The organism is Nucisporomicrobium flavum, assembly GCF_016464385.1.
GTDB lineage: Bacteria > Actinomycetota > Actinomycetes > Mycobacteriales > Micromonosporaceae > Actinoplanes > Actinoplanes flavus_A.
The window spans coordinates 251,661-265,674 of record NZ_JADMLH010000008.1 but is presented as its reverse complement, the minus strand read 5'-3'; the positions used below and the strand labels follow the sequence as shown (position 1 = coordinate 265,674).

The following is a 14,014-nucleotide window of genomic DNA, read 5'->3' as shown; positions in this document are numbered from 1 at the left end:
TGCGCCTTCGGCGGGGGCGCCGGGATGGCCGCGCACCGGTCGCACCTGCCTCGGGCAAGCCGAACCAACACTCACCGGTCTCTACCGGCCCGACTGCCCACCGTCTAGGCAGTATCGACGCGGCGGGCGCCAATAAAAGACGCTCCTTATCGCATGCTCCCGGCAGAGCGAGCAAGGTCAGCTGCAAGCCTGCTGGTCGCGGCGTCCCCCTGGGCTGGATCTCGTCCTTGCAGCGCCGACAGACTCGCTGGCTCCAGTAATCGGGTCAGCGCCTGGCTCAACTGCCATCGGCGCCCGACAAGTGGGGCAGCAACTAGCCTACGTAAGCTGGAACTGCAAAGCAGGCGTCGCCTCGTCATGGGGCTCGGCAGAGACATGGGGGCTCAGTGACGAGGCATTCCGGACGGCTTGAACTGACGTGGACCGATAAAGACAAGGCGCTCCTGTCCGCTAGCGACGGTACGTACGATTACACCTTTGCCGATCGGCACGACCCTCGCGTTCAAGAAGTGCGCCTGCTCCATGAGGTCGACAAGGTCATGGTGCCGGCCCCGGCCGACCGGCCCGCTGATCTTCCCCCGCCCACTGACGACAACCTGTTGATTACGGGTGACGCAATGCATGTCCTCGATGCACTGCGGAAAACACCGGAGTGGGCTGCCAAATACGTTGGAAAAATAAAGCTCGTTTACATCGACCCCCCGTTCAACACCGGCCAAACGTTCAACGACTACGAAGATGGAATTGAGCATTCCATCTGGCTAACGATGCTACGGGATCGGCTAAGGCAAATAAAACAGTTGCTTGCCGACGACGGCTCCGTGTGGGTGCACCTTGACGATGTGGAGGTGCACCGGTGCCGTGCCGTGCTCGATGAGGAGTTCGGGTCCGACAATTTCGTGGCGGAAGTGGTTTGGCAGAAGGCGGACTCACCACGCTCCGACGCGAAAGGACTTTCCGTTTCACACGACACGATTTTAGTCTACAGGCGAACATCTAAGTGGATGCCTAACCGCGTTGCCCGGCTCGCTTCGACGGATGCAACCTTTGGCAGCCAGGATGGCGACCCTGTGCTGTGGAGGAAGAAGGACTCAACCGCACCGGGTGGTGCCACACACCAAGGAATGGTATACGCCATCCAGAATCCGGTCTCCGGGATCCTTATGTACCCTGGAGTGGGCCGCCACTGGGCAATGGACCAACAATGGATGCTCGAACAAATGTCGGAGTATGCCTCATACGAGCTGCGTGATATTGCAGACAATGAAAAGCGCGCTCATCTTTGTGGAATCGAGACAGCCGAGGTTCGGCCCGGAGTCAAGGCCCTAATGTTGGCCGAGCCTCTACACGTTGCCTCGGCGCGTGCGACGGCGCGCTATGAGGCCGGCAATTGGCCCACCGTCTACTTAACTGGACCGCGCGGGTCACGCGGTATACAACGGAAGCAGCACATCTCAGATATAGGACGCGTGCCTGAAACCTGGTGGCCGCACAGCGAGGTCGGACACAACCGATCAGCGAAAAATGAAATCAAGGCGCTATTCCCGCAGATTCATCCGTTCTCCACTCCCAAGCCCGAGCGGCTTCTTGAACGGATCATCCGGATTGCTAGCGCCCCAGGCGACATTGTTCTTGACTGTTTTGCAGGCTCAGGGACGACGGCAGCGGTCGCACACAAGATGGGTCGACGTTGGGTAACGAGCGAGCTACTTCCCGAGACGGCCAACACCTATACGAAGCCTCGACTTTTGAAAGTAGTCCATGGTGCGGACGCTGGCGGTGTCACCAGCGCGACACAGCGGGTCCCCCTAGACGATCTACCAGAAGGCATCACCGTTGAGGAGGCGCAGCAATTCAACCGCCTGCTCAATAAAGTCTCAAAGGTGGTCTCGGGCCTCGATCCGGGCACCATAAGGTCATTGAAGGACGCAACCAAAACCAAGGATGAGACGACCACCTTGTGGCACGGCGGTGGCGGATTTACTCATCTGCAGGTAGGTCCGTCAATGTACGAGGTTGACGACGACGAAGGCGACGTCTACCTATCTGAGGCGGCGGTGAACGGCGCTTGGTCCAAGAGCGTTGCAGCTCAGCTGCGGTTCACATTGACTCCCGAGCACCCCCTCTTCTGCGGTGTGCGTGGACGGCAGCGGTTGGCTGTCGTTGATGGCGTGGCCGACGAAATTGTTGTCCGTGTAGTGGTTGAGAATCTTCGCGACAAAGAGAGCGCGATTATCGTAGCGAAGATTGTATTGCCTGAAGCCGAAAACCTCCTGCAAGATCTTTCACCAGGAAGCCGCTTGAAGAAGGCGCCTCGCGACCTGTTCCCGAAAAGGACCATCCGATGACCGTAGATCTATCGTATGACCAGCCTCTGATTCGGGAGATTGCAGCCAGGTTCGACCTGCGGAGCCCGAACAGGGAAGCGCTGGAAGCGGTCATCCGAGCAATCGTCGGCAGCTCCACAGAAAACTACCCTGAAGTTGTCGCAGACCTTGCGACCGGGGTGGGAAAAACCTATCTTATGTCTTCTCTAGTTGACTACGTTGCTACGCAAGGCGTCCGGCACGTGCTCGTTGTAACGCCTGGCAACGTCATTCAAGATAAGACCGTCGCCAACTTCGACGAAGCCTCGTCAAAGTACGTGCCCGGGGCGGACGTGGTCCCGTTCATTATCACCCCCAACAATTTTCGCACCGCGGCGGTCGGTGCGGCGCTCCGCGACACGGATGTGCTCAAGGTATTTGTCTTCAATGTCCAACAACTGATTTCGCCCGCTTCTAAAGCGAGCCGGAAAACCCGGACACCCGACGAGAACCTCGGTGACGCACTTTACGACTATTTGCTTGCAGCGGACGACCTCCTCGTCATAGCCGACGAGCATCACTTGTACCACGAAAAAGCACTGTCATTCTCCGCTGCAATCCGTGACCTAAACCCGTTCGCATTGGTAGGACTGACGGCGACGCCAGCGGCATCGGACGAATCTAAAGTCGTATTCCGGTACACTCTTGGCCGAGCCATCGCCGAGAAACATGTCAAGGTTCCCGTCATCGTGTACCGGCGCGACGGAACCCGCGATGAAAAGACCCAATTGAAAGACGCATGCACCCTACTGCGGCAGAAAGAGGAGGCGTACGAGAAGTATCGGTCTGTGACGCCGGGTGCGGCGAGCGTAAAGCCAGTTCTGTTCGTAGTCGCCTCGAACATCGGTCACTGCACTGAGGTTGGCCAGGTTCTAGCCGGGCAGGACTTCATCGGTGACCCGCGTGCCGTCCTCGAAATCACCTCGGAGTCCTCGGAAGAGGCACTCGCCGCCCTTTCGGCGGTCGAAGAAGCCGATTCGCCGGTTCGTGCCATTGTTTCAGTCAACAAACTGCGTGAAGGCTGGGACGTCAAGAATATCGCAGTCATCGTAGCGCTCCGCCGGCTAGCGTCCCAAGCCTTGACAGAGCAGATTCTGGGTCGCGGACTTCGGCTCCCATTTGGAAAGCGGACGGACGTGCCGATGGTCGATCAGGTCGACCTCGTGGCTCACGATTCATACCGACAATTGCTGGCCCAAAAAGATATTCTCTTGCAGCGCATTCAGGCCACCCCGAGCGCCGCAGACGTTGATGATCAAGGGGCTGCGGTGGACGCGGGCGCCGTCGCCGACCTCGGTCCAAACGAATCAACCGGTCAGCAGCCGGACCCCGCCTCGACATCTACAAACGTGGGCGGCGGAAATGATACGGTCGCCAACCTTGAACCCGTAACCTTCAAAATTCCCAATGCCGAGGATGAAGGCGGCGGGGCCCTATTCTTCATTGAAACAGCCGACCGGAAGAACGAAACGACCCCAAAGCCGCAATTTCGGGTCGATGGCGCTCCACAGATCATCTTTCCTCGTCGACAGGCGAACTTGACTTACGCGACCTTCACTCTGTCAGATATCGCAGACGGCGATGCCGAAGCGGCTGGCGCCAGATTCATTGCTGAGGTGCCGACCTTTCTGGCCCGTGACGCACTTGAGTTGAAAGAAACGGACGGAAAACTGCGGGTCGCAGTCACGCCGCAAGCGAATGTGGAGGTTCAGCAGGCCCTTACAGGCATCGACACCATTCGCGAGGACCTGGCGAGCGCCATCCTTCGGCAAGTCGAAGAAACCCGAAGTGAGCGTGGAGCAGCACGCCGTCTAGTCCGGGCGTTCCTCAAAGGCGCGGGGGTAACCGCGGCAACGACGACGGCTTCGTGGGGGGAGCTGCGCCGCCATCACGCTATTCAAGGCATCAGCGACCTTATTCGAACCGCTCATGGCCAACGAAAGCGTGAGATAACTTACTCCCTCGTGCCGATCACACTACCTATCGAGCCGGTATTGGTTAGCGATCCGAGAGACGCCAATAACGCCAAGTTTGAGAAAAATGCGCAGTTTTTGGGATGGGCGAGGAATATTATGCCAGTAGCATCGTTCGACGCTGGCACTACGGAATGGTCATTGTCCCAGCTGCTGGACCGCGACCCCGACGTGGCATGGTGGCTGCGACTCTACACGAATGGCCCGGCATACATTCCGACGGTTGAGGGCAACTACTTTCCGGACTTCATCGTCCTTGACAAGGAGGACGAGTTCTGGGTCGTCGAAGGGAAAAGCGACAAGAACGCCAACGACGCCGACGTCCTTCGTAAGCGCGACGCGGCCGAGAAGTGGGCTAGGTCCGTCCGCGACAGCGGCGACTTTGGCGAGTGGCACTATTTGTTCGCCACCGAGTCTCACATTGCTAAGGCAGGGTCTTGGGCCGGTCTTAAGGTGCTCACGGCGCCCGAGTGACTCGATAGCGAGCGCGGCACTCCGACCTTCAGCGTGTGCCGCAGCAGTTGACCGCCGAAACCAAAGGGTGTCTCTTCAAACACGGTGGCACACCCGACGGACCATAACGCCGGATCCGGCGTTGAAGCCGGTACGTGCAGTTCGGGCCCCAATGCAGGGACCTTCCGACTGCGCGCGCGTGGGCGCATTGGTGGTGCTGCCGAATACGGCTCTTGGGGATCAAGGCACCGCGCTGCGCGCGGTGCGGGCGCGGCGAGACCGGCCGGCGGCAAGCCGCCCCGGTCAGCCTTCGGCACCGGGGCGGGAAGCCGCCGACACCCGCCGGAAGGCCGCGCCCAAGACCCAGACGCCGTGACGATCGCTTCAGGGGTCGCCCAGGACACGGCTCCGGGCGATCGGCTGCCGCACCGGCTCCGCCGGCTTGCCACCGAGTCAGCGGGTCACTCCAGGTGGAGTCCGACCGGGCCGTCCACGGGCCATAAGTCGGTGTCAGGTGAGGCCACTCCAGGCCACTCGGACCGCCTCTGAGCTGGACTGCAGCGCTTCTACCTCGGCCTCATCGCCTTTTCCCAAGCTGACAGTGCGGGTTCGATTCCCGTCACCCGCTCCAACGACTGAGGCCCAGGCCAGCGGCATGATCCGCGACCTGGGCCTTCGTCTTATCTGATCTCTATTCGGCGGCCGTGCCCCCTGCGTGCCCCTCCGGACTCGCGTGCCCTTCCGTGCCCTCCGCCTGCGTGCCCCGCGCGTCCTTCACCAGCTTGCCGAGCGCGTCGGCGATCTTCCTGTCCCGGCCAGCCTTCTTGTGCAGGTAAATCAGCGCGGCCCGCGTGGTCGAGTGACCCATCCGGTCCATCAGGTCTCGCAGCGTTGCCCCGGTCTCAGCCGCCCAGGTGTTCCCCGTGTGCCGGAGGTCGTGGAAGTGCAGACCGGGCACGCCGGCTTTCTCGATGGCCGCGCGCCAGTGCTCCTGGAAGTTCGATCGGCGCAGCGGCCCTTTCTTCGGTCCGACGAACAGCAGCGAGTCCGGGCGACCGCCGGTGAACTCGGCGAGGTGCCGTACCGCGTCCGGGATGAACACCAGCCGGGTCACCGTAGTCTGCTGGGCAGGCCGTGGGCAGACTCGCCCTGCTCTGTTTGCCAAGCGTGCAGCGCGGCCTTGATCTGGTGATTCTCCACGTACCCCCCAGCGAGTTCGTCGTACAGCGAGGCCCGTCGTCTTCTCAGCGGCGCCCTCCCAACGGCGTAGTCATCAACCGCCACTACCGCCTCGGAAATGTCGGTCATCAGCGCGAGTTAGCGATCAGTGCCACCGAGCCGCGGCAAGATCCTCGATGCCGACGCGCAGCAGAGCGACTACCGCTGGGCCGCCGGCCCCGGCACGACACAGTCGAACCACCAGCATGGCGCGATCGCAAGGGGCTCGAAACAAGCTGATCCTGACCGCATAGGCTTATCCCCCCACATCGCACCAGGATGCGGGCAGGAGACCGGAACGTATGCTGGGTAGGCTGCCCGAACTCGTCCGCCCCAGAGCATCGACCTCATCCGATGTGCCGAACTCGGGGATGCAACGGTGCCACTCTTCGCGGTCAGGGTCGCCGGGGCCGAAGATGGCGCATGTCCCACCTTCACCGTGGGCGGTTTCCCTTGCGATAGTCAGGCTATTGGCGACGACGACCCACGCGCCCAGATCAGTGACCAGCTGCACGGCGGACTGCTGCTCCCAGTGAAACTCGATGATGGGCTTCGAGAAGATCGGCACGAGAATGTGGGAGACGCCGAACGCCGCCGCTTCCCGGCTCCATGACATTCGCTGGGCGAGGTCCTCACAGATCGCGATGATCAGTCTCCCGACTATCGAGTCCCTCATCTCGAGAACGGAGCCGACCCGGATGCCTTCCACCACCCGGCCGATGGCCGGATCCCAGGGCACCTCCCACTCGCGTGCTTGACTACGAGTGATGGTGAACCGGGCCATCTTGTCCTGGGTCATCACGACTTCGCCGCTGATCCGGTCGATCAGGACGGCGCGATTCGGCGGCGGATACGACGGGTGGCAAGGGCCGCTGCCGACGAGGATCCAGCGCAGCGATGAGGAGGGCGTCGCCGTATCCTTCGCGACCTTTCGCCATGCCTCGAGAATTTCGCGGGACAGCGAGCCTTCCGGAATCATTCCGATGTGTGCGCCGGCATCGTCCATCTTTCGGACCACGGTGCGGATTCTCTCGACGAGCGCGTCGCTGTATCGTGGCGCGAAGCCGTAGGACGCGGGTCCATGTTCGAGATCCACCGACAGCCCCATCTCCTCAAAGCTGTCCATGAAAGGGGCGCACGCCACCAGGAGTTCCGCCCCTGGGCTGAACGGCTCGTGGGACGCGGGGAGTCGAGAATGGCATACATGGCGCGCCACCTCGGCTGACACTCGGTGAACCGAGAAGAAGTCCTCTTTCCGCCCCGAACCAAGCGGACGTCCTGGCATGGCGCAGCGCGGCAGGAGCAGGCCGTCAACGCATTGCGGATCATTGAAGGCGCCCGTGCGGGCATAGCGAATGGCGATTTCGGTCAGCCGGCCCGACTCGTAGGCGTTGGCGAACGGATTAGCATGCCATAGCGCGCCGTCAATCCCACGGACCGTCGCTAGGAGCAGGTACTGGTCCACTGTGTTGACCGTGGCCCCAGGAGACACTTGCGCCACATACCCATAGTGAAGAAGGTGCTCCTCGACCTCGGCGACAGTGTTTCTGAACTCCGGCTCGGCGCTCCACCGAGAGGCTCTTCCATCGTGAAAGATCTCTTCGTCGAGCATGTCGTACAGCTGCATGAAGAGATGCGCGGCGTCCTGCCAATGCAACAACTCGCCGGGTACCTGTGTCAGCTCCGTATCGAGCATACCCGCCCCCCGCTTCCGCTTAGATCGCGAAGCCGACACAACCCTACGGGGTAAGCGTGGATCCGATGGAGTGAACCGATGAAACTCACCGAGCGGCTGACTGAGGCCATCACTTGGCGTTCACTTGGCTAAGGCGGCGCACTGCCGCCGGGGAAGAGGTGAGCGGCCGTGCCCAACGATGAAATCACAGGCCGTGTCCTGCGGGATGCTGAAAATGCAGCGAGGCGGCGAGAACCGGACAGAGGCACTCGACTGGCTACGATAGCTGCGTTACGGGACGAACTCGATGCGCAGAGCGAGTTGACCGAGGGGGATTTCAGCGCCTGGGGGATGCTCGTCACCGACGCCTCATTGTCAGCCGACAAAGAAGCTCTTGAGGCGGCCCGCGACGGATTGCACTGGTTGCTGCGTCGCTACGAGTCCGCGGAGACCGGACCTGCCGCTCAGCACCGGGGCAGGATCCTCGGGCTCGTGGACGCGGCGTACTGGGCGATCCGTCGGCTGCCGTCCGTCCACCAACTGGGTCCCGCATCGGGCCATTCATACCGTTTCCTGGAGACCGTAGGCGAGTTCCCAGGGATGTCGAACAAAGAACTAGCGGCGGAATTGAGAATCAACGAGACGGAAGTCAGTCGCGTGGGTCGGCGACTCCGAGCAGCCGGCCTCGTGTGGGCGCGCCGGGACTGGCGGCGCAATGCTTGGGACATTACGCCGCGCGGCTACGGCTGCCTGACGGAGTCGGGATGGATTCCCTCCAGCGCGCGGGACACAGTGGAGCCCGTCGTGAATCCGCCGTCAGCAGATACGACCGCGTACGGCGTGCGGGCGCGTTCCCATCGCATCGTTGGTGTACGCACGGACGGCCGGTGCACGGTTCAACAGGAAGCTACCCAGAATCTGACGAATCCGAGCGACCCTGCCTGCCTCAGCTCCGCCATTGTCGACGTCATTCGTCGCCTCCAGCGCGGTACGCCGGGAACGGAGAACGACCTCGTCGCCGGGGTGGAGATCGACGGTCCGGTCGACGTACGCGCAGGCACCGTGGCCTGGTCCCCGCAGGGCTCGAGGGGACCCAGGGTGTCGCTGGCACTAGCCGCCAATCTTGAGGAGCGCACGGGCCTGCGGGTCGTCGTGGAGAACGACGCCAACGCGTTGGCCATCTACGAACACAAGTTCGGGTCAAATCGGGGCATGAGGTGTGCGGCGACGGTCGTCCTGGATGATGGCGTCGGTTGCGGGATCGTCGTGGGTAAACAGCTGATCCGAGGCTGGCACGGCGCAGCCGGCGAGATCGGACACATGATCGTCCAGCCCGAGGGCATCCCCTGTCGCTGTGGCAGGAAGGGGTGTCTGGAAAGCCTGGCCGCTCCGCAGTCCATCCTGGAGCTGATGCGGGAATTCGACCAGGGCACGTCGATATCGAGCCTGGCGGAACTGGCTGAGCACGCCGAAAAACGGGACAAGGCGGCGCTCCGGGCACTCGAGCGGGCTGGAACGGCGCTAGGACAGGGCCTGTGCACGTTGTCCATCACCGTGGACCCAGAGCAAGTCGTCGTCTACGGACCGAGCGAGTTGATGCACGAGAACGGATGCATGTCGGCCGCCATCTTCATGTCCGCGGTCCGCGCCGCGCGCGACGCGAACCTGCCACCCGCCGACCGGTTCGCCATCGTCCCGAAGATTTACGACGCACTTGACGGTGCACGCGCCGCGGCCGCTGTAGCACTTCGGGTGTGACGTGGAACGTTCCCTGCTCGCCGCCCGGGAGGCGGAGGACGGCGAAGGCGAGGTAGGCCCGGTGACCCCCTGGCTGGCCGGGGATGTACGCGACGAGTGATCGGACCGGGACGTTTAGAGTCATCTGGAGCTGGTCGCGGTGATGACGAGGTCACGTTGTACGGCTACAACTTGTCGGGGAGACGTACCTGGAGACCATCGTCACCGGCGCGGGCTGGGTTGGGCCTTCGATGCCTGGCGTTCGGTGGCTAGACCGGCCGTGACAGCGTGGAGGGTCGGCGGCGGGATGCCCGTGCCGTTGTCGGTTATACGGCATAGAGTGCCTCACGACTTGGCCGGTGGGCGCAAGCTCGCATGCCGGCACGGTCGCGCTTGCGCCGCCCATGCCGGTGGTCCGGCGATCAGCCCAGCACGAATGGACGAGAGGCAAGACCATGACAGCGGTACCGGACCAGCGGCCGACTGGCGTGGGCTCGGCCGCAGTCGGGCAGGCGGCGGAGGCTGATCTGCGGGCGTTGTTCGGGCAGTCCACCGCCGTTTTCGCCTCGCTCGCGGGGCCGGCGCATGTGCTGGAGGCGGCGAACCCCGCGTTCTTCGCCACCATCGGCGAGGATCGGGCCCGCACCGGGGTTCCGGTCGCCGAGCTGGTGCCCGAGCTGGCCAGTCAAGGGTTCACCGAGCTGCTGGACCAGGTCTACCGCACGGGTGAGGCGTACACCGGCCGCGATGCCCGGGCCGTGCTGGGGGCGGGAGCGCACGCCCGGGAGGTGTACTTCGACTTCACCTACGAACCGCGCCGGGATGCCGACGGGGCCGTGGTGGGGATTCGGATGCTGGGCGTCGAGACCACGCAGGTCAAGCAGGCTCAGCGGCTGATGGCGGGGCAGCGGGCCGTGCTGGAGCAGATCGCGCGTCAGGCGCCCCTGGGCGAGGTGCTCGACGGGATGGCGCGCTGCATCGAGGAGCTGGCGCCCGAGGAGATCCTGGTTTCCGTGCTGCTCGCCGACCCCGACGGCCGGCACCTGCGCCACGGTGCCGCTCCGAGCCTTCCCGGCTTCTACAACGAGGCCATCGACGGGATCGCGACCGGCGAGGGCGTCGGCTCCTGCGGCACCGCCGCCCACCGGCGGGAGCCCGTCATCGTCACCGACATCGCCACGGATCCCTTCTGGGCCGACTTCCGGGAGCTGGCCGGCCGGGCCGGGCTCGCCGCCTGCTGGTCCGTGCCGATCCTGGCCCGCGACGGCGAGCTGCTCGGCACCTTCGCCATGTACCACCGCACCCCGCGTGTCCCGCAGGACACCGACCTCGCCCTGATCCGGGTGTTCGCCGGCACCGCGGCGCTGGCCATCGAACGCCACCACATCGACCAGGCGAGGGCCGCCGCCGAGGCCCGCGCCAAGCAGGCCCACGAGGAGCTGGCCAAGGCCGTACGCGCGGAGCAGCACCTGCGGGCCCAGGCCGAGGAGCGGGCGGCCGCGGCCGCGGAGATCGCTGCCCAGATGCGCACCGCCGCGGCCGCGCAGGCCGCCATGCCGCATCCCGAGCACTGCCAGCTCGGCGGCGCGCCGGGGTGCACCGCGCCGGCCGAGATCAAGATCGCGGACTCGTGGGGCGATTCGGCGTGGGGCTGCCCCGCGCACGTCGAGGAGGCCATCATCAACGTCCGCTCGGTGTTCATCGCCAGCGAGGAGCTCGGCGGCCTGGCCGCGTACCGCAACCGGGCCTGAGGTCAGGGGACGAGGGCTACGAAGCTGAGGCCCGTCGTACGCTCCGCCAGGTCGAGGGCCGCCGCCGGGTCGTCCAGACCTACCGTCAGCAGCTCCACGGCGGACAGGTCCAGCAGCCCCGAGCGGACCAGGTTCCACACCGTGGCCACGGTCTCGTTGTCGCTCATCCAGGAGCCGCGAACGGTGAGCCTGCGATGCATGAGGTCGCCGTACGGGATGGTGAGGTTCTGGCGTACGCCGCCGATCAGCGTGAGTGAGCCGCCGCGGCGGAGGCTGTCGTAGGCGGCCATGGTGGCGTCCGCCGTCGGGGTGGCGCCGAGAGCGTCCAGCGCCACGTCGACCGGGCCGATTCCCGCCGCGTCCGTCGCGCGGTCGCCGGTCAGCTGATGGGTGCGTACGCGGGGGCCCAGCTCGGCCAGCCGGTCGAGCGCCGCCTTGTTGCGGCCCACCGCGGTCACCGTCGCCGCTCCCTCGGCGAGCGCCACCAGCACCGCCGCGCCGCCCAGCTGGCCGGTTGCGCCGATCACCGCGACGTCGCGGCCGGCCAGGGGACCTGCCGTGTGCAGGCCGGACGCGGCGATGCACAGCCACGGGAGGAACGCCAGGTGTGCCGGCTCCGGGTGGTGTTCGGCGCCGGGCAGCTTGACCATCGTCTCCTTGGCGCACAGGGCCTGCTCCGCGAAGACGCCGTCGTGCCACACCGTACGCATGTGATCCGTACGGTCGCTTCCGCCGCCCGGACCGCCCAGGCCGACCCAGCCGACCAGGATCTGGTCGTCGCCGCCGGCGTCGAGCAGCGCGGTGTCCAGAACGATGTCGCCCGGGGCGACATGGAAGACGTCGGGCGCGACGTCGGTGACGCGCCCGACGCACGAGGGGCCCAGGATCAGGGGGACCGGCAGGGCGCCGCGGTTGCCCTTGACCACCATTTTCGTGTACGCCGGCAGGTGCGCGGCGAGCACCTCCACGACCACACCGCCACCTCGCAGCGTGGGCGTCGGCACCTCGGAGAGGCGTACGTCGTCGTCGTGTTCAGCCACAGTCCAAGCTCGCATGGGACAAGCCTCGCGCCGTCTTAGACTGGTATCCAGAATCGCTTTATTCTGGTACTGGAGGTTCTAGGGTGAGCGCCGAACTCGGGACGTTCCTGCGCAGCCGCCGGGAACGGATGACGCCGGTCGACGCCGGGCTCCCCGCCACCGGGCGCCGCCGCACGCCCGGGCTGCGCCGGGAGGAGCTGGCGCTGCTGGCCGGCATCAGCGCCACCTGGCTCACCTACCTCGAGCAGGGCCGCGACGTACGCCCTTCCGGCCAGGTGCTGGACGCGTTGGCCCGGGCGCTGCGGCTGACGAGCGCCGAGCGGGAGCACCTGCGCCGTCTCGCCGGTGGAGGGGCGGTGCCCGCGGAGGACGTCCCCGAGGAGGTGGCGCCCGAGGTCGCCGGCGTCCCCGCGTTGCTGGGCGACAATCCCGCGTACGTCACGGGCATCTGTTACGACGTCCTCGCGCACAACGCCGCCGCCGCGGAACTGTTCCAAGCCATGGAACCGGGCGGCAACGTCGTGCGCTGGATGTTCACCGAGCCCGCTGCCCGGCACGTGCTGGTCGACTGGGAGGCCGAGGCCCGGAACCTCCTGGCTCGGTTGCGCGCCATCGCGGGGCGGCACCCCGGCCACCCTCGCGTGACCCGGCTCGTGAACGAGCTGACCGCGGCCAGCCCCGAGGTACGCGAGTGGTGGCCGCGGTACGACATCCAGTTCAGCCACGCGGGCCACAAGCGCTTCCGGCACCCGCGGCTGGGCGTCATCACCGTGTCGCACGCTGCGTTCCACGTCGCCGAGCGGCCCGAGCAGACGCTGGTCGTCTACCACCTCCCAGGCCGGCCCGGCGAAGCCGCAAGCTAGCCGCCGGCTGAAACGACGCGCCGAGCGGCCGCCTCCGGCACCTATGCTGGTCGGGTGAAGCCCGAGGAGCTCAAGCACCTGCGGCGGGCGCGGGACCTGATCGACCGGGAGTACGCGCGGCCGCTGGACGTTCCCGCGCTGGCCCGGGCCGCGTACATGTCTCCGGCGCACTTCTCCCGACAGTTCCGCGCCGCGTACGGGGAGTCGCCGTACAGCTATCTGATGACCCGGCGGATCGAGCGCGCCAAGACGCTGCTGCGGCGGGGCGACATGAGCGTCACCGACGTGTGCATGGCCGTCGGCTGTACGTCGCTCGGATCGTTCAGCACCCGGTTCACCGAGCTCGTCGGGGAGAGCCCGAGCGCGTACCGGGCGCGGGACCACGACGAGCTCGCGCCCATCCCCGGCTGCTGGGCGAAACTCGTCACGAGGCCGAGCAGATTTCGAGAAGCGCAGGTCAGCCCCGCCTCGTAGCGTTCCGGGCATGGATCTTTCGCTGAAGTACACGTTCCTGGAAGTCGACGACCACGAGGCCGCGCTGGCCTTCTACCGCGACGCCCTGGGCTTCGAGGTACGCCAGGACGTCTCCATGGAGGGCGCGCGCTGGCTGACCGTCGGGCCGCCGTCGCAACCCGCGCTCGGCATCGTGTTGCAGACCGCGGGGGTGGCCCGGCCCGCCGATGACGCGCAGGCGCTGCGGGAGCTGCTGGCCAAGGGGTCGCTGTCCGGGCTGGTCCTCGAGACCGACAGCGTCGACGACACGTTCGAGTCGGTACGCGCGACCGGCGCCGAGGTGCTGCAGGAGCCGATGGACCAGCCGTACGGGACCCGCGACTGCGCCTTCCGCGACCCGGCCGGCAATCAGGTGCGCATCAACCAGCGCGCGAAGGGCTAGGAGGCCCGCCGGGGCGAGGCACCACGCAGGTGACTCGCCCCGT

The 14,014-nt window shown here is 65.4% G+C and carries 11 protein-coding genes; 7 read left to right on the top strand and 4 right to left on the bottom strand.

The features are described from left to right. Positions 1 to 386: 386 nt before the first annotated feature. Together IT780_RS21070 and IT780_RS21065 are read left to right on the top strand one after the other, a co-directional pair. Positions 387 to 2,348: a site-specific DNA-methyltransferase gene (locus IT780_RS21070; protein WP_199513319.1), complete on the top strand. Its 1,962-nt coding sequence runs from the start codon at positions 387 to 389 to the stop codon at positions 2,346 to 2,348. Continuing rightward, the gene (locus IT780_RS21065) at positions 2,345 to 4,813 is read left to right on the top strand and encodes a DEAD/DEAH box helicase (RefSeq protein ID WP_199513318.1); all 2,469 of its coding nucleotides are present in this window, start codon (positions 2,345 to 2,347) and stop codon (positions 4,811 to 4,813) included. The genes IT780_RS21070 and IT780_RS21065 overlap by 4 nt, the downstream gene beginning before the upstream one ends. A gap of 670 nt (positions 4,814 to 5,483) precedes the next feature. Here the strand turns inward: IT780_RS21065 and IT780_RS21060 are convergent. The 3 genes from IT780_RS21060 to IT780_RS21050 all read right to left on the bottom strand — a co-directional run bounded on the left by IT780_RS21060 (position 5,484) and on the right by IT780_RS21050 (position 7,706). Further along, positions 5,484 to 5,906: a tyrosine-type recombinase/integrase gene (locus IT780_RS21060; protein WP_307831290.1), complete on the bottom strand. Its 423-nt coding sequence runs from the start codon at positions 5,904 to 5,906 to the stop codon at positions 5,484 to 5,486. After that, a complete protein-coding gene (locus IT780_RS21055) occupies positions 5,903 to 6,100 on the bottom strand; it encodes a hypothetical protein (protein ID WP_199513454.1) in 198 nt (65 codons plus the stop codon). Before IT780_RS21055 ends, IT780_RS21060 begins: the two co-directional genes overlap by 4 nt. Before the next feature lie 166 nt (positions 6,101 to 6,266). After that, positions 6,267 to 7,706, bottom strand: a complete 1,440-nt coding sequence (locus IT780_RS21050) for a hypothetical protein (RefSeq protein ID WP_199513316.1) — start codon at positions 7,704 to 7,706, stop codon at positions 6,267 to 6,269. 168 nt (positions 7,707 to 7,874) lie between these two features. Between IT780_RS21050 and IT780_RS21045 the strand changes: the two genes are divergently transcribed. Both IT780_RS21045 and IT780_RS21040 read left to right on the top strand, forming a co-directional pair. Then, entirely contained in the window at positions 7,875 to 9,443 is a 1,569-nt protein-coding gene (locus tag IT780_RS21045; RefSeq protein WP_199513315.1) for an ROK family transcriptional regulator, read from the top strand. Positions 9,444 to 9,877: 434 nt separating this feature from the next. Next, positions 9,878 to 11,173 carry a GAF domain-containing protein gene (locus IT780_RS21040; RefSeq protein WP_199513314.1) on the top strand — a complete coding sequence of 432 codons (1,296 nt, stop codon included), beginning with the start codon at positions 9,878 to 9,880 and terminating at the stop codon, positions 11,171 to 11,173. Between the two features lie 2 nt (positions 11,174 to 11,175). On the opposite strand, the gene IT780_RS21035 is transcribed toward IT780_RS21040, so the two are convergent. Then, a complete protein-coding gene (locus IT780_RS21035; protein WP_307831289.1) occupies positions 11,176 to 12,213 on the bottom strand; it encodes a zinc-binding dehydrogenase in 1,038 nt (345 codons plus the stop codon). 83 nt (positions 12,214 to 12,296) lie between these two features. On the opposite strand from IT780_RS21035, the gene IT780_RS21030 reads away from it, so the two are divergent. Genes IT780_RS21030 through IT780_RS21020 form a run of 3 tightly spaced genes read left to right on the top strand, consistent with a single transcriptional unit; the run spans position 12,297 to position 13,971 of the window. Then, a complete protein-coding gene (locus IT780_RS21030) occupies positions 12,297 to 13,076 on the top strand; it encodes a helix-turn-helix transcriptional regulator (protein WP_199513312.1) in 780 nt (259 codons plus the stop codon). Between the two features lie 54 nt (positions 13,077 to 13,130). Continuing rightward, complete coding sequence (locus IT780_RS21025; RefSeq protein WP_199513311.1) at positions 13,131 to 13,550, top strand: helix-turn-helix transcriptional regulator; 420 nt, start codon at positions 13,131 to 13,133, stop codon at positions 13,548 to 13,550. A gap of 10 nt (positions 13,551 to 13,560) precedes the next feature. Beyond that, complete coding sequence (locus IT780_RS21020) at positions 13,561 to 13,971, top strand: VOC family protein (protein WP_199513310.1); 411 nt, start codon at positions 13,561 to 13,563, stop codon at positions 13,969 to 13,971. The last annotated feature ends 43 nt before the right edge of the window (positions 13,972 to 14,014 follow it).